This window comes from Paracoccus amoyensis, from assembly GCF_014490725.1.
Lineage (GTDB): Bacteria > Pseudomonadota > Alphaproteobacteria > Rhodobacterales > Rhodobacteraceae > Paracoccus > Paracoccus amoyensis.
In genome coordinates this window covers 562,947-577,590 of sequence record NZ_JACOQL010000004.1, presented here as the reverse complement: position 1 = coordinate 577,590, position 14,644 = coordinate 562,947, and the positions used below count along the sequence as shown (strand labels likewise).

Below are 14,644 nucleotides of genomic sequence, written 5' to 3'. Positions count from 1 at the left end.
TCGCTTGCGCTAGAGAGCCGATATGCAAGACCTTGGTCGAATACGACCAAACCGCCCGCATATCCCTTCATTCATCATCAATGTCAAAAAGCAGAGGAAACAAAATCACGGATGCGGCGCCTTTCTATCGACGCCCGCCCGGTCAGTCATTCCCAAATTGTCTTCCGAACATCCCCAGCGCATCAGCACCGCTTCCGTCCGTCCCTTCCAGCGTTCCCGCCTTCGGTGAAGCGGTATTTAGGCCCCCGAACCCAGAGCCGCAAGAGCAAATTTCGAAGAAAAACGATAATTGTTTTAACGCATTGAAATTACGCCTATATTTTAAGTGAAAATTCATCGCTCCCGCTTAGGGCAGCGACGACGGTTCGGTTTCAATCAGAATCAAAGCATGAAATCGCGTCAGATTCGTGACAAAAATCCCCAAGAAGGCCTCTGAATCGCTCTGAAAGGGGATGAATCAGAGGAAACGCGCTCCCGACTCGGCGGCAGAATCGGCGAATCCCAGGGCAAAGCCAGCAGCACGACGCCCGGAACCAGATCGACGTGATCCTCTCCCACCGAAGTGGTCCGCCGTCATGTTTAGGAAGCCGTCATGTTTAGGAAACGGAGGATCGCGAATGGCCGCCAAGCGACCGAAGCCGGAGGAGATCGTCTCGAAGTTGCGGCAGGTTGAGGTTCTGATGGGGCAAGATCTGTCCCGTCTGGACGCGATCGGCGTTTCGGTGTCGTCGAACACACTTGTTACCGCAGGCGGAAGCAGTGAGCCGTTGAAGGCGCCACTTGTCCGCGCTCAACGGCGAACGTGGGGTGGGCGTTGCCAAGCGTCGGGCTTGCCACGTGCTTCGCCAGCATCGTTCGACGCAACGCAAATTGCCGCAAGGGCGCGCGGACATGATCAAGCTGGCCCGGCAATATGGCGCTGCGGCGACCGCCGGATTGCAGCTCTGTTGCGAGGTCGACGCATGCCGTCGACGGCTGGCAGGTGAACGACAAACGCGTCGAGCGTTCTCCTCTTTGTGCGCCGATCAACGGGATTCCCAAGACCACACAAGGAAGACCTGATCGCCTCGCTACCAGGATGGTCTTGGCCAGCTTTTCCGAGCAAGAAAAAGAGAAATCCGGCATGGCATATGCCGTCCGGGCAGTGGCGCATAAAAAAAAAACGCGCCCCAGAGGGCGCGTTTCCATGACTGTATTCGCGAAAACCAGATCAGCGTTTCGAGAACTGGAACGAACGGCGGGCTTTGGCCTTGCCGTATTTCTTACGTTCAACGACGCGCGAATCGCGGGTCAGGAAGCCAGCGGCTTTCAGTGCAGCGCGCAGCGAAGGCTCGTGCAGTTGCAGCGCCTGGCTGATGCCGTGCTTTACAGCACCGGCCTGACCGGACAGACCGCCGCCTTTAACGGTCGCCTGCACGTCATACTGACCGACAACGCCGGCAACTTCGAACGGCTGGCGCAGGATCATCTGCAGCACAGGGCGGGCGAAGTATTCGTTGATGTCCTTGCCATTGACGGTGACCTTGCCCGAACCCGGTTTGACCCAAACGCGGGCGACCGCGTCTTTACGCTTGCCGGTTGCATAAGCACGGCCCTGATCATCGCGCTGCGGTTCACGTGCGACTTCTGTCGCAACAGCGGCAGCCGAGGTGCCCGAAACGGCCGACTTCAGATCGTCGAGGGTTTTGATATCTTCAGCCATAATCACGCGCTCCGGGTGTTTTTGACGTTCAGGACCTTGACGTCCAGAACTTCGGGCTGCTGTGCTTCATGCGGATGTTCAGCACCGGCATAGACGCGCAGATTGGTCATCTGCTGCTTGCCCAGCTTGTTGCGGCTGATCATGCGCTCAACAGCTTTGAAAACGACGCGCTCGGGGTGTGCGCCTTCCAGGATCTGACGCGCGGTGCGGTGCTTGATGCCGCCCGGGTGGCCAGTGTGCCAGTAGTATTTCTTGTCATCGCGCTTGTTGCCGGTCATCTGCACCTTGTCGGCGTTGATGATGATGACGTTGTCGCCCATGTCCATGTGGGGGGTGAACGTCGGCTTGTGCTTGCCGCGCAGGCGATTGGCGACGATCGTAGCAAGACGGCCCAGAACAACGCCCTCGGCGTCGATCAGGATCCACTTCTTCTCGATCTCCGCCGGTTTCGCGGTATAGGTTTTCATCTGTCGTCCCTTCAGGGTCGTGTTGAATTCGAGATGGCGGTATATCAAAGATTGCCGCGCATAAATCAAGTGCGTCACACTCAATTTATTCATTCAATATCAATGAGTTGTAAATTAGGTATATAAATACCTTATTTCAAGGCGCTGAAAACCCGGCGTTCTGGCGGAATCGAGTAGGTCATGGAGCAGCGGGCAACAGGGTCATCGCTGCCCTCGGAATAGATCAGCGCATCCGCCACAGCCAGACTGCGCCCCAGTTTCAGCAGCCTGCAAACCGCCAGCAGATCCTTGCCCGCAGCAGGTTTGCGCAGAAAGTCGATTGAAGCATTCGTCGTGACTGTCAGCGCCACAGGCCCGATCCGCGACAGAACCGCGCAATAGACCGAGACATCGGCCAGTGCGAACATGGAAGGTCCGCTGACGGTTCCACCCGGCCGCAAATGGCCTTCATTGACAAGAAGTCGCGCGGTGATTCCATCGGCATCGGCACGTTCGACCCGGAACTGACCGTCAATCTGCGGGAAATCCCGTGCCAGAAACGCGTTCAACGCCTCGACATCCATCACGACTTCCATACTTCCCCCGTCCTCTTTTGCGGCCTAGGCTTTCCGTAATCAGAGGAGGAATCAAGATGGAACCGTTGATTTTGCGTCAGGATCAAGGACATGTCGCGCGACTGGTCCTGAACAGCCCGGCAAATTACAACGCCCTGTCTCTGGAAATGATCGATGCGCTTACGGCTGCATTTCAGAAAATCGCAGGCGATGACCATATCCACGCCGTTATTCTTGCCGCCAATGGCAAGGCATTCTCGGCTGGACACGATTTGCGGCAAATGCAATCGGGGCGCGCGGATGCGGATGGCGGCCGCGCAAAGTTCGAAGATCTGTTTGGCCGCTGCGCGCAGATGATGCAGATGATCCCGGCCCTGCCCCAGCCGGTGATCGCCGAAGTTCAGGGAATCGCCACCGCGGCCGGTTGCCAGCTTGTCGCCTCTTGTGATCTGGCGGTCGCGTCCGAGGGGCTGCGTTTTGGCGTCAATGGCGTCAATATCGGGTTGTTCTGTTCAACGCCCATGGTCGCACTTAGCCGTGCCATCCCGACGAAGGCCGCGTTCGAGATGCTGACGACCGGCGATTTCATCCTGTCCGATCGCGCACTGCAACTTGGCCTGCTGAACCGCGTTGTTCCTGCCAATCAACTATCCGCAGCGACGATGGCATTGGCCCAGCAAATCGCCTCGAAATTACCGGCCGCCGTGCGGATGGGCAAACGCGCATTCTACGAACAGCTAAATCAGGGACTGGGCCCGGCCTATCAGACCGGCGGGGCCGCAATCTGCGAAAACATCATGCTACCCGATACCGATGAGGGCATCGCTGCATTTCTGGAAAAGCGCCCGCCAAGCTGGGCTGATCGCTAGGGCTTCAGCGCCTCGACCAATGCGGTGAAATGTTCGCCGCGTTTTTCAAAGTTCGGATATTGGTCAAAGCTGGCGGCGGCAGGCGCCAACAGAACGGTGTCACCGGGCTTTGCCTGTGCATGTGCGCGTGCGACAGCGGCTTCCATCGTGTCGACGACCTCATGTGGGGTCTGCCCGACTTCCAGCGCGAAATCGCGGGCCGAATGACCGATCAGATATGCTTTGGTGACGCGTTCCAGATAGGGGGTCAGCGCAGTGATGCCGCCCTCTTTACCCAAACCACCGGCGATCCAGTGGATTTTATCAAACGCCTGAAGCGCCTTGGCCGCCGAATCCACGTTCGTCGCCTTTGAATCGTTCACATAACGGACACCATCAATTTCAGCGATGGTCTGGCTGCGATGCGGCAGTCCTGAGAAGCTGGCAAAGGCAGCCTCGATCTCGCGTGGGGCAATGCCAACCGCGCGACAGGCAGCGTAAGCCGCACAGGCATTCTGGTGATTATGCGCGCCGGGCAGCCCGGTGATCTGTCGCAGATCAATCGAGCCCGCCTGCCGACCTTTGCGATATTCGGCCAAAAACCCCTTCCGCGCGAAAACCGACCAAGCGGCGCGGTCCAGCTTTTTGCCCGAGGAAATGCGGATCACGCGGTCATCCGCCGGTCCCATGGAAAGCTGGTCAGCCAGATAAAGACCTTCGTTTTCATCCACGCCAACGACCGCACGGTCTGGCCCCCCTTCGGCGAACAGACGGCGTTTGGCCGCGAAATAACCGCCAAGCCCCGCGTGCCGGTCCATGTGGTCAGGCGTCAGGTTGGTAAAGACGGCAATATCCGGTGTCAGCGCACGGGCAAGATCGGTCTGATAACTGGACAGCTCCAGCACCACGAACTCACCATCAATGGCAGGTTCCAGCGACAGAACTCCAGTGCCGATATTGCCGCCCATCTGTGTCGGGCGACCGCATTCTTTCAGGATATGGTGGATCAGCGCGGTCGTGGTCGATTTCCCGTTCGAGCCGGTGACAGCGATTACCCGCGGCACCCGGTCGAACCCGTCCCAGTCCGTGGTCGCATAGCTGCGAAAGAACAGGCCGATGTCGTTGTCGACCGGAATCGACAGCTCATAAGCTTTGGCGATAACCGGATGCGGCTTTGGATAAAGATGCGGGATGCCGGGGCTGGCAATCAACGCGGTCACCCCCTGCCACGCATCATCGCGGGTCAGATCAACGATTGTCAGGCCGTCGGCTTCGGCCTGCTCGCGGGTATCCTGCCCGTCATCCCAAGCGATGACATTCGCCCCGCCTGCCGCCAGCGCCGCTGCGGTTGCTTTGCCCGAACGACCAAGGCCGAGCACGGCGATGGTCTGATTTTCGACACCTTGGACGGGGATCATGGATCGTGCTCTCCGATTAATCATGCTGGCAATCATGCCGGTAATCATGCTGGGGGCTGTCTACCCGTCGCTGGCTGGTTCTTGAACCCGTGGCGCACCAGCCTGCACACCCCAGGATATTTCAGCCAAGATGAAACGGCGCGCAAGGTGATCCTTGCGCGGCCGAGACGATGGATCAGCGCAATTTCAACGTGGCCAGACCGATCAACGCCAGAATAAGCGCGATAATCCAGAAGCGAATGACGATCTGCGCCTCTCCCCAGCCTTTTTTCTCAAAATGGTGGTGGATCGGAGCCATCAGGAATACCCGTTTTCCGGTGCGCTTGAAGTAAAGCACCTGAATGATAACCGACAAGGCTTCGACCACGAACAAACCGCCGACAATTGCCAGGACGATTTCATGCTTGGTCACTACTGCAATCGCCCCAAGCGCACCACCAAGGGCCAGTGACCCGGTATCGCCCATGAAGACGGCTGCGGGCGGAGCGTTATACCACAGAAAGCCCAGGCCGCCGCCGGTCAGGGCGGACACGAAGATCAGAATTTCGCCCGAGCCGGGGACATGGTGAACACCCAGATATTCGGAAAAGTCGACACGGCCCACTGTATAGGCGATGATGCCCAGCGTCCCGGCAGCAATCATCACTGGCATGATCGCCAGCCCGTCCAGACCATCGGTCAGGTTGACGGCATTGGCCGCGCCGACGATGACCAGCATCCCGAAGGGAACGAAAAAGAAGCCCAGGTTGATCAGCATATCCTTGAACACCGGCAGCGCCAGCTGCCCCGTCAAATCCGCCGGATGCAAATACATTGCCCAAGCCGAGGCCAGAAATGCCAGTGCCAGTCCAAGGCCCATCCGCACCCGGCCCGACACACCCTTGGTGTTGTTCTTGCTGACCTTGGCATAGTCATCGGCAAAGCCGATGGCGGCGTAGCCAGCCGTCACCATCAGCACAATCCAGACATAGCCGTTATCCAGCCGCGCCCAAAGCAGGGTCGACACGAACAGCGCCGACAGGATCAGGATACCGCCCATCGTTGGCGTGCCCGCCTTGGCGAAATGCGATTCCGGGCCGTCGTCGCGGATCGGCTGTCCCTTTTTCTGCACGCGGCGCAGGTAGTTGATCAGCGGCTTGCCGAACAGGAAGCCAAAGATCAGCGCGGTAAAAAACGCAGCCCCTGCCCGGAAGGTGATATACCGAAACAGGTTGAAGAGATCGCCCCCTTCAGAAAGGCTGCTTAGCCAATACAGCATTCGTCGTCCCCTCGTTTCAAGGCGTGGGCGTCTGCACCGATTTGCGCAGAGCGTCAACCACGGCCGAAACCTTCGAGGATTTCGACCCTTTCACCAGCACGATATCGCCGGCCTTTACCAATTCCTGAACTTTTGCAGCCAGTTCCGTCGCGCTGCTGGCCCAGATGCCACGCTTGTCCTGCGGCAGCGCATCATGCAGATAGCGCATCAGCGGCCCGGCGCTATGGACCAGGTCAATCGAGGCCATCGCAGGATCGGTGACGACATCGCGATGCATCTGCACCTCATCCGCGCCCAGTTCCAGCATATCGCCCAGGATCGCAACGCGACGGCCGCCCTGCAATCCCGCCAAGGTCGCCAGTCCAGCGGCCAACGATGCGGGATTTGCGTTGAAGGCATCGTCGATCAGTTGGATATCACCCAGTTTTTCAATCGCACCCCGGCCCTTTGGGGGACGCCAGTCACCGATATGTTTGCCAGCCTGTTTCAGATCGGCCCCCGCAGCGGACAGCGCCGCCAGAACGCCCACCGCGTTCAGCGCAAAGTGCGTGCCGGTCGTTTGCAACGTAAAATCAACGGTCTCGCCAGTGATACGCGAACGGCATTTCAACGCGCCGTCTTCGGCTTTGCTTTGCACCAGTTTGGCCATGCCATGCTGACCGAAGCCAATGACCACAGCCCCTGCAGCATCGGCGCAATCGCGCAGGATTGGCGTCACCTGCAATTCTTCGGGGATGATCGCGGTGCCAATCGGCTCTAACCCTTCGAAAATCGCGCCTTTTTCGCGGGCGATCCCGTCAAGAGAGCCGAAGGCCTCCATATGCGCGGGCGCAATTGTCGTGATCATGGCGACATGTGGTCGGGCCATGCGCGACAGCGGGGCAATTTCGCCCGGATGGCTCATCCCGATCTCGATAATCGCAAAATCCGTGTCCTGCGGCATCCGCGCCAGTGTCAGCGGCACGCCCCAATGGTTGTTATAGCTGGCTTCGGCTGCGTGGATCTGTCCCTGCCCCGTCAACGCGGCCCGCGCCATTTCCTTGGTCGAGGTTTTGCCCACCGACCCGGTAATCGCAATTACCTTGCCCGACATGCGCTTGCGTCCGGCCCGGCCAAGCGCCTCCAGCGCGGGCAAGACATTGTCCACGATGAGTAGCGGTGCATCCTGTGATACACCTTCGGGAACATGACTGACCAAGGCAGCGCCCGCGCCTTTTTGCAGCGCCTGCGTCACGAAATCATGCCCGTCGCGGATATCTTTCAGCGCAACGAACAGATCGCCCGGCTGAATCGTCCGGGTGTCGATCGAGATGCCCGTGATCGCCCAGTCACCAACGGCGCGACCGCCCGTGGCTTCGGCGGCGTCTGCGGCTGTCCACAAGCTCATATCTTACCATCCAGTGCGGCAACGGCCACCGAGGCCTGTTCGGCATCGTCAAAGGGGTAAACATCCTGACCGACGATCTGGCCGGTCTCATGCCCCTTGCCCGCGATCAAAAGCGCATCGCCCGGCTGCAAGGCATCGACGCCGCGCAGAATCGCCTCGGCCCGATCGGCAACTTCGATAGCATCCGGCCCTGCGCCTGCAAGAACGGCCGCGCGGATCGAGGCCGGGTCTTCGGTGCGGGGATTATCGTCCGTGACGATCACGACATCCGCATGTTCGCGTGCGGCATCACCCATCAACGGACGCTTGCCCGCGTCGCGATCACCGCCGGCACCGATGACCGCAACGATGCGTCCCATCACATGCGGACGCAAGGATTGCAGCGCGGCGATGACCGCACCGGGCTTATGGGCGTAATCCACGAATACAGCAGCCCCGTTTTCACGCTGCGCCACAAGCTGCATCCGGCCGCGAACAGTTTGCAATTCGGGCAGAGTCTGGATGATGGCTTCGGCTGAATCACCGGCGGCCAGTGCAAGGCCCATCGCCAGCAGCACGTTTTCTGCCTGAAAACCGCCAATCAGCCCCAAACGGATCAAATAGGGCTGCCCCATCACGGCGAACCGCAGATCCTGCCCGGTTGCGTCATATCGTTGGCCCAGAATGCGCAGCATGGCGTTTTCATTTTGCCCGACCGTGGTGATCGCAAGACCGCGATCATTGGCAATATCGGCCATCTGGCGACCGCGATCACTGTCGGTATTGATGACGGCTGACGCGCCCTCTTCCAGTATATGATTGAAGAGCAGGGCCTTGGCCGCGAAATATTCATCGAAATTCGCGTGATAATCCAGGTGATCCTGACTGAAGTTGGTAAACGCCGCAGCTTCGACCTGAACGCCATCCAACCGTCGCTGATCCAGCCCGTGGCTTGACGCCTCCATCGCGGCATATTCAACGCCTTCGTCAGCCGCCTGCGACAGAATGCGGTGCAATGTCAGCGGATCGGGCGTGGTATGGGCCAGCTTGGCTTGAAAATCACCCTGCACGCCCATCGTGCCCACGCTGATCGCCTTATGTCCCAACATCTGCCAGATCTGGCGGGTGAAATTCGCGACGCTGGTTTTGCCGGAAGTGCCGGTGATGGCAACGACATGTTCAGGCTGGCGTTCAAACCACAGTGCTGCGGCCCCAGCCAGAGCGGCGCGCGGGTCTTCGGCGATGACAAGTGCGCCGTCCCAACCGGCCAAAGCCTCTGCCGCTTGTTCAGCCCCGGCCCGATCCGTCAGAACAGCACCCGCCTCCATCCGCAGGGCATAGGGAATAAACTCTGCGCCATGCATTGTGGAACCCGGCAAGGCCGCAAACAGATGGCCGGGCTTGATCGTCCGACTATCAAGCGACAGGCCCGTTATCGTGGGATCGCGGCCATCTTTTGCGCGAAGACCCAACTGCGACAGTGTTTTCGTGCCCGACGTCAATGTATCACCCGTTACTGATTTGCGACGATCTTTATCTCATCGCCGGGTAGGGGTTCAACACGCGGCTCGAAACGGGCGTCGAATGTTGGCAGGTTTTCGTCTGTCTTCGGCTCCAGCCCGATCAGCGGGGCAAGGCGGCGGACCAATTGCCCTGCAACGGGCACGGCAGTCATGCCCGCAGTCCGGCTTTCGCCCCCGCCAGCATTGCGGACCCTTGGCTCATCCAGCGTCACGATCAGGACATATTCCGGATCGCTGGCCGGAAAGACCGAGGCAAATGTCGCGACGTTGCGGTCCTTGTAATAACCACCATTCGGGCGCGGCTTGTCGGCTGTGCCGGTTTTACCCGCCAGTTCAAATCCGGCGACTTCCGCCTGCCGGGCGGTGCCACGCACCACGACCTGACGCAGCATGCTGATCGACAGCTCTGCCGCGCGGGGGGACAACACCTGCTCGCCCTCGGGGCGGGTGCGGCGATGGATCAGGGTCGGGCGAACCCGGCGGCCATCATTGGCAATGGTGGCATAGGCGGCCGCCAGATGCAGTGGACTTGCCGCCAGGCCGTGACCGAACGAAACCGTCGCCGCCGTCACAGCAGGCCAACGCGTCGGAACCAAAGGCTTACCGGTCGGGGCTTCGACCATCTCGATCGGGGTCGGATCAAACAGGCCCAGCTTTTGCAGGAAGTCCTTCTGACGTTCGACCCCAACCATCTGTGCGATCCGCACGGTGCCGACGTTGGACGACTTGACCAGAATATCGGTCACAGACATCTGCGCACCGTAATTGTGGAAATCGTTGATGCGGTATTTGCCAATCCGCATCGGGGTTTGCGTATTGATCCCAGAGTTGGGGTTGACGATGCCCAGATCCAGTGCCTGCGCGACCGGGAACAGCTTGAAGGTCGACCCAAGTTCATACTGCCCTTGCACTGCGCGGTTGAACAGCGGACTATCGGAAGGGTCCCCCTGCAACAACGGGCGGGGGCGATCATTGGGATCGAAGTCAGGCAGGCTGGCCATTGCCACGATCTCACCCGTCTTCACCTCCATCAGGATGGCCGCTGCGCCCTTGGCGCTCATGATCTCCATGGCCGAAGCCAGCACTTCTTCCATCGCCGATTGAACACTCAGGTCAATGGACAATTGCAGCGGTGCACCGTTGTTCGCGGGATCGCGCAGCCAGCCGTCGAACGCTTTTTCGACGCCTGCGACGCCCAGAACCTCGGCGCTGCTGACACCTTCATTGCCAAAGCCCGAACCGCCAAGAATATGGCTGGCGACGTGGCCATTGGGATAGACACGCATCTCACGCGGCCCAAACAGCAGGCCCGGCTCGCCCAGATCATGGACGGCCTGCATCTGTTCGGGACTCATCTTGCGTTTGATCCACATGAACTTCCGGTCGCTGGTGAAGTCCCGCGTCAGGCGTTCCAGATCAAGATCCGGGAAAATCCGGGCCAATCCCTGTGCGGAACCAACCGGATCAACCATCTGATGCGGATGGGCATAAAGCGAATGCGTTAACAGGTTCGTCGCCAGCACGCGGCCGTTCCGGTCCGTGATGTCTGACCGCTGCGAAATGATCTGCGCCGACAGAACTTGCGCCTGTGGTTCGGTCGGCTCGCTTGAGGCCAGTGCGCCCATGCGAAGGCCCACCGTTCCGAACGCCAGAACGAAACAGCTTGCCATCAGCACCAATCGCCCCTCGGCCCGCCGCCGCGCCTTGTCCTGAATCGCGTCATGCCGCAGGCGGCGGTTCTCGGCCTCGATCTCATCGGGGTTCTCCCCGCGTTCACGGGCCCGCAAGATCCGGGCAAGAGGTCGAAGTGGAGTGCGGATCATGGCATTACTCCTCGGGGGCGACATTTGCGCCCTCTTCATCTGGTTCTGGTGGCGCTGGCGGTTTCGGATAGTCGATATTCCCCAGATCGATCACCTGCCCCGATTCCTGCGGTATCAGTTGCAGACGATCGAAATTCAGGTTGACCAGTTCCCGCAGGCGCTCGGGACGGTTCAGATAGGCCCATTCGGCACGCAGCACGCCAAGGTCCTCGCGCAGGCCTGCAATCTCGCGCTGCAACTGGGACATTTCTCCCATGGCGGTCTGCGTGCGATAGTTTTCGCGGTAAGCCCAGAAAGCCAACCCCATGACGATCAGAACGCAGGCCAAGTATGTCAGCGAACGCATCAGGCACCCCCCTTTCCGGGCAGACGCGGCATGGCCAACGCGCCGACGTCTACGGAACCGGCGGGCGCATTCGTGCGGATCGCGACGCGCAGCAGTGCCGAACGGGCACGTGGATTCACGTCCATTTCGTCTGCATCTGGCCCGATGGCGCGACGGAACGGCAGGGTGAATGCCGCCGGGGTTGTATCCTGCACTGGCGCATAACGGCTGCCCCCGCCCGAGGTGTTCGAACGTGCCTGCATGAACCGCTTTACAATGCGGTCCTCAAGGGAATGAAAGCTGACGACGGCCAGCTTGCCGCCCGGCTTCAACGCGCGTTCGGCAGCCGACAAACCATCGACCAACTGGCGGAATTCATCATTCACCCAAATCCTGACCGCCTGAAAGCTGCGCGTTGCCGGATGGCTTTGCCCCGGCTTGGGGCGCGGCAGGCAGGCGGCGACAACTTCGGCCAATTGTGACGTGCGTGTCAGCGGGCGTGCCGCAACAATGGCGCGGGCAATTCGGCGCGACGCGCGTTCTTCACCGTAGTGATACAGAACATCGGCGATCACAGCCTCATCCGCCGTGTTCAGCAGATCTGCCGCTGACGGGCCATCCTGCTGCATGCGCATATCCAGCGGGCCGTCGCGCAAGAAGGAAAAGCCGCGTTCGGCCAGATCCAGCTGCATGGAGCTGACCCCCAGATCCAGAACGACGCCGTCCAGCGGCTCGCCCGCCAAGGCGTCAAGTTCGGAAAACGTGCCTTCAACCAGCCGCAACCGGTCGCCATATTCTCCGGCCCAGTCTTTCGCCATCTGGAACACCAGTGGATCACGGTCCACGCCGATCACCCGCGCGGCGCCCGCCTCAAGCAAACCGCGGGCATAGCCGCCAGCACCGAACGTGCCGTCCAGCCAGACGCCGGAAACAGGTTCAACCGCCCTGAGAAGCGGCTTCAGCAGGACTGGAATATGCGGATCGGTCATGACTCAACCCTCGCCCGCGCTGTCAGGGCTGGAGCCATCCAGAAACGCGCGCGGATCGAACTGAGGACCATGCTGATCGGCAAACGCCTCAAGCGCCTCGACATCTTTCGGGCGGCTGTCGGGGTTATAAACCTGAATATAGTCGCCGCGCGATTCAAAGATCGTCTCGACCCCTTCGGCAAAGCCCAGCTTTTCGCGCAGCTTCAGCGGCAGGACCAGACGGCCCTCGCGGTCGATTTCCAGATCGGTGGATTGGCCGTTCATCAACAATTCCAGCCAGCGACGCTCTTGCGATCCGCGGGTCAGCTTGTCGATCTGCTCGTCGATTTCTTCGATCGCTTCGATGGTATAAAGCTCGATCCAGTTCCACCAATCGGGACCATAGACGGCAACCAACTGCGTGCGACCTGTATTGTTGTTGGGAAAGGACGCATCGCCGGCATCGAAAACACGACGCAACCGTGCAGGGATCGACATGCGCCCCTTGCCATCGACCTTTACGGTCTCGGTGCCCCTGAACTTTCGCGCCACCTTTCTGCCCGTCCCTCACTGTCCAATTTCCCTCCCGGTCGTCCGAAAGAGAAAGGGCGGATCGGGCTGCTGCCACTGCCCGATCCGCCGCCCTCGTTCCCATTGTCTGGGCCCCGTTTTCGGGGTTATCCGCCCTGCACGCGCCACCTGGGGGAGGTGCTGCTCGCACGCGCGGGCGGTCTGTTTGGAAAACGGGTTGCCTGTATGAGACCTGCGTCGCCTTTGGGGTCTTTTCGCCCCTTTACTGCCCGTCTTCGTGATTCCGTTGTGACACGGGAATATATGGGAAGCAACGGAATTTTTCACCCCGACGACCCGCAGAACCCAGCCAAATTTGAACCATTCAGGGCGAAATTTGCGGATCATCAACTTCTCAACGCAATTTTTAGTAAAGATTGCAAAAATACCCACAACATATAGATAAGCTGGCCGTGTGGCGGAAAATCCCACCTGCAGCGGAAAATAGCCAGATTACTTGCAGTTTTCGGCGGCATCTGCACCGCGTTCACGGATTTTCAGTTTCGATTCACGGCGAATCACAGACGCGAGAGGGGCGCAAACTGCGCCCCTCCCATGAAATCCCAATAGATTCGCAATATCGTTCCCAGACATTCCCAAGCCAGATTTTCGCAGCAGGGATTGGCAGGATCAGGCGATCCCGCCCTTGATCAACCGATCAGCCAGCCGTGCATAGGCGTCGGCGACGATGCCTTCCCCCAATGCGGCGGGGCGTCCCGAATCACCCGCAAGCCGAACTTCCAGTTGCAAAGGCAATTCCCCCAGGAAAGGCAGATCCAGTTCCGCCGCCTCGGCAGCCACACCGCCATGCCCGAACAGATGCGCTTCGTGCCCGCAATTGGGACAGATATAAGAGGACATGTTTTCGACCAGTCCAAGCACCGGGGTTTTCAGCTTGTTGAACATGTCGATCGCCCGGCGCGCGTCGATCAGCGCGACATCCTGCGGCGTGGACACGATAATCGCCCCCGTCACCGGCGCCTTCTGACACAGGCTCAACTGCACATCGCCGGTGCCCGGCGGCAGGTCGATCAGCAGAACGTCCAGCTCTCCCCAGTTCACCTGCTGCAAAAGCTGTTGCAGCGCCCCCATCAGCATCGGGCCACGCCAGACCACGGCCTCGCCTTCCTTCAACATCAGGCCGATGGACATGACCGTGACGCCATGCGCCTGCAGCGGCTCGATTCGTTGTCCGTCCGGGCTGGCGGGACGACCCGACACCCCCATCATGCGCGGCTGTGACGGACCGTATATATCCGCATCCAGCAAACCGACCTTGCGCCCGGCCCTGGCCAACGCAACAGCAAGGTTGGATGTGACAGTGGATTTGCCCACACCGCCTTTGCCGGACCCAATGGCGATGATGTGCTTCACGCCCGGTATGGGCTGCGGACCGGCCTGCGCCGTCGGGTGGCGACCAATCTGCAGCGATGGCGCAGGGCCGCCCTGCCCGGATGTGCGAACCGGATCGCCATGTGGCTTGCCTTGACCCGCTGCGGCCTGCGCCGTCATGACGATCTGGACCTTTTCGACGCCCGGCAGCGCCTCCAGACGCCTCCGAGCCTCTGCTTCGACCGGTGCCAACATCCTGGCGGCGGCAGAATCGGCAACCTCCAGAACGAATCTGACTGTGCCACCGTCGACGGTGAACGCCCTTATGATATCGGCCGCTGCCAACGTTTTTCCGTCTGGCATGGGGATGTCAGAGATTTCCCTTAGGGCAGCTTCGCGGTTAACGGACATGTCATCGCCTATGATTATTCGTTCTTACAGCTACTTGGATAGGCAGTTTATGAACGACAACCCCCCATTGAGCAATTGA

13 protein-coding genes and 1 pseudogene are annotated in these 14,644 nt (G+C 59.9%); 2 read left to right on the top strand and 12 right to left on the bottom strand.

Annotated elements, in window-relative coordinates; genetic code table 11:
* Window positions 1–617: 617 nt before the first annotated feature.
* Window positions 618–1,006: pseudogene (locus H4P12_RS18865) on the top strand (IS3 family transposase); the annotation flags it as partial.
* A 204-nt stretch (window positions 1,007–1,210) separates the two neighbouring features.
* On the opposite strand, the gene rpsI reads toward H4P12_RS18865, so the two are convergent.
* The 3 genes from rpsI to H4P12_RS15365 all read right to left on the bottom strand — a co-directional run bounded on the left by rpsI (window position 1,211) and on the right by H4P12_RS15365 (window position 2,744).
* Complete coding sequence (rpsI, locus tag H4P12_RS15375) at window positions 1,211–1,702, bottom strand: 30S ribosomal protein S9 (protein ID WP_187794523.1); 492 nt, start codon at window positions 1,700–1,702, stop codon at window positions 1,211–1,213.
* A 2-nt stretch (window positions 1,703–1,704) separates the two neighbouring features.
* Window positions 1,705–2,169: a 50S ribosomal protein L13 gene (gene rplM, locus H4P12_RS15370; RefSeq protein WP_187794522.1), complete on the bottom strand. Its 465-nt coding sequence runs from the start codon at window positions 2,167–2,169 to the stop codon at window positions 1,705–1,707.
* A gap of 131 nt (window positions 2,170–2,300) precedes the next feature.
* Entirely contained in the window at window positions 2,301–2,744 is a 444-nt protein-coding gene (locus H4P12_RS15365) for a PaaI family thioesterase (protein ID WP_187794521.1), read from the bottom strand.
* Between the two features lie 56 nt (window positions 2,745–2,800).
* On the opposite strand from H4P12_RS15365, the gene H4P12_RS15360 reads away from it, so the two are divergent.
* Window positions 2,801–3,592, top strand: coding sequence for an enoyl-CoA hydratase (locus H4P12_RS15360; protein WP_187794520.1), 792 nt, complete (start codon window positions 2,801–2,803; stop codon window positions 3,590–3,592).
* Here the strand turns inward: H4P12_RS15360 and murD are convergent.
* The 9 genes from murD to H4P12_RS15315 form a co-directional block, all read right to left on the bottom strand.
* The gene (gene murD, locus H4P12_RS15355; RefSeq protein ID WP_187794519.1) at window positions 3,589–4,989 is read right to left on the bottom strand and encodes a UDP-N-acetylmuramoyl-L-alanine--D-glutamate ligase; all 1,401 of its coding nucleotides are present in this window, start codon (window positions 4,987–4,989) and stop codon (window positions 3,589–3,591) included. The genes H4P12_RS15360 and murD overlap by 4 nt on opposite strands.
* A gap of 175 nt (window positions 4,990–5,164) precedes the next feature.
* The gene (gene mraY / locus H4P12_RS15350; protein ID WP_187794518.1) at window positions 5,165–6,247 is read right to left on the bottom strand and encodes a phospho-N-acetylmuramoyl-pentapeptide-transferase; all 1,083 of its coding nucleotides are present in this window, start codon (window positions 6,245–6,247) and stop codon (window positions 5,165–5,167) included.
* 16 nt (window positions 6,248–6,263) lie between these two features.
* Window positions 6,264–7,634, bottom strand: a complete 1,371-nt coding sequence (locus tag H4P12_RS15345; RefSeq protein ID WP_187794517.1) for a UDP-N-acetylmuramoyl-tripeptide--D-alanyl-D-alanine ligase — start codon at window positions 7,632–7,634, stop codon at window positions 6,264–6,266.
* The gene (locus H4P12_RS15340) at window positions 7,631–9,115 is read right to left on the bottom strand and encodes a UDP-N-acetylmuramoyl-L-alanyl-D-glutamate--2,6-diaminopimelate ligase (RefSeq protein WP_187794516.1); all 1,485 of its coding nucleotides are present in this window, start codon (window positions 9,113–9,115) and stop codon (window positions 7,631–7,633) included. The genes H4P12_RS15345 and H4P12_RS15340 overlap by 4 nt, the downstream gene beginning before the upstream one ends.
* An 11-nt stretch (window positions 9,116–9,126) precedes the next feature.
* Entirely contained in the window at window positions 9,127–10,959 is a 1,833-nt protein-coding gene (locus H4P12_RS15335) for a peptidoglycan D,D-transpeptidase FtsI family protein (RefSeq protein ID WP_187794515.1), read from the bottom strand.
* Window positions 10,960–10,963: 4 nt separating this feature from the next.
* Window positions 10,964–11,305, bottom strand: coding sequence for a cell division protein FtsL (gene ftsL, locus H4P12_RS15330; RefSeq protein WP_187794514.1), 342 nt, complete (start codon window positions 11,303–11,305; stop codon window positions 10,964–10,966).
* Complete coding sequence (gene rsmH / locus H4P12_RS15325) at window positions 11,305–12,273, bottom strand: 16S rRNA (cytosine(1402)-N(4))-methyltransferase RsmH (protein ID WP_187794513.1); 969 nt, start codon at window positions 12,271–12,273, stop codon at window positions 11,305–11,307. The genes ftsL and rsmH overlap by 1 nt, the downstream gene beginning before the upstream one ends.
* Window positions 12,274–12,276: 3 nt before the next feature.
* Window positions 12,277–12,804: a cell division/cell wall cluster transcriptional repressor MraZ gene (locus H4P12_RS15320; RefSeq protein WP_187794512.1), complete on the bottom strand. Its 528-nt coding sequence runs from the start codon at window positions 12,802–12,804 to the stop codon at window positions 12,277–12,279.
* Between the two features lie 648 nt (window positions 12,805–13,452).
* Window positions 13,453–14,565 (bottom strand): Mrp/NBP35 family ATP-binding protein, encoded by a 1,113-nt coding sequence (locus tag H4P12_RS15315; RefSeq protein WP_187794511.1) that lies wholly within the window; start codon window positions 14,563–14,565, stop codon window positions 13,453–13,455.
* Window positions 14,566–14,644: the final 79 nt, after the last annotated feature.

What these genes read in the sequence shown, in the direction of transcription:
- rsmH (WP_187794513.1), bottom strand. Translation starts at nt 12,273, where the DNA reads ATGACCGATCCGCATATTCCAGTCCTGCTGAAGCCGCTTCTCAGGGCG.
- H4P12_RS15345 (WP_187794517.1), bottom strand. Translation starts at nt 7,634, where the DNA reads ATGAGCTTGTGGACAGCCGCAGACGCCGCCGAAGCCACGGGCGGTCGC.
- H4P12_RS15360 (WP_187794520.1), top strand. Translation starts at nt 2,801, where the DNA reads ATGGAACCGTTGATTTTGCGTCAGGATCAAGGACATGTCGCGCGACTG.
- H4P12_RS15335 (WP_187794515.1), bottom strand. Translation starts at nt 10,959, where the DNA reads ATGATCCGCACTCCACTTCGACCTCTTGCCCGGATCTTGCGGGCCCGT.
- H4P12_RS15365 (WP_187794521.1), bottom strand. Translation starts at nt 2,744, where the DNA reads ATGGAAGTCGTGATGGATGTCGAGGCGTTGAACGCGTTTCTGGCACGG.
- ftsL (WP_187794514.1), bottom strand. Translation starts at nt 11,305, where the DNA reads ATGCGTTCGCTGACATACTTGGCCTGCGTTCTGATCGTCATGGGGTTG.
- rpsI (WP_187794523.1), bottom strand. Translation starts at nt 1,702, where the DNA reads ATGGCTGAAGATATCAAAACCCTCGACGATCTGAAGTCGGCCGTTTCG.
- rplM (WP_187794522.1), bottom strand. Translation starts at nt 2,169, where the DNA reads ATGAAAACCTATACCGCGAAACCGGCGGAGATCGAGAAGAAGTGGATC.
- H4P12_RS15315 (WP_187794511.1), bottom strand. Translation starts at nt 14,565, where the DNA reads ATGTCCGTTAACCGCGAAGCTGCCCTAAGGGAAATCTCTGACATCCCC.
- mraY (WP_187794518.1), bottom strand. Translation starts at nt 6,247, where the DNA reads ATGCTGTATTGGCTAAGCAGCCTTTCTGAAGGGGGCGATCTCTTCAAC.
- murD (WP_187794519.1), bottom strand. Translation starts at nt 4,989, where the DNA reads ATGATCCCCGTCCAAGGTGTCGAAAATCAGACCATCGCCGTGCTCGGC.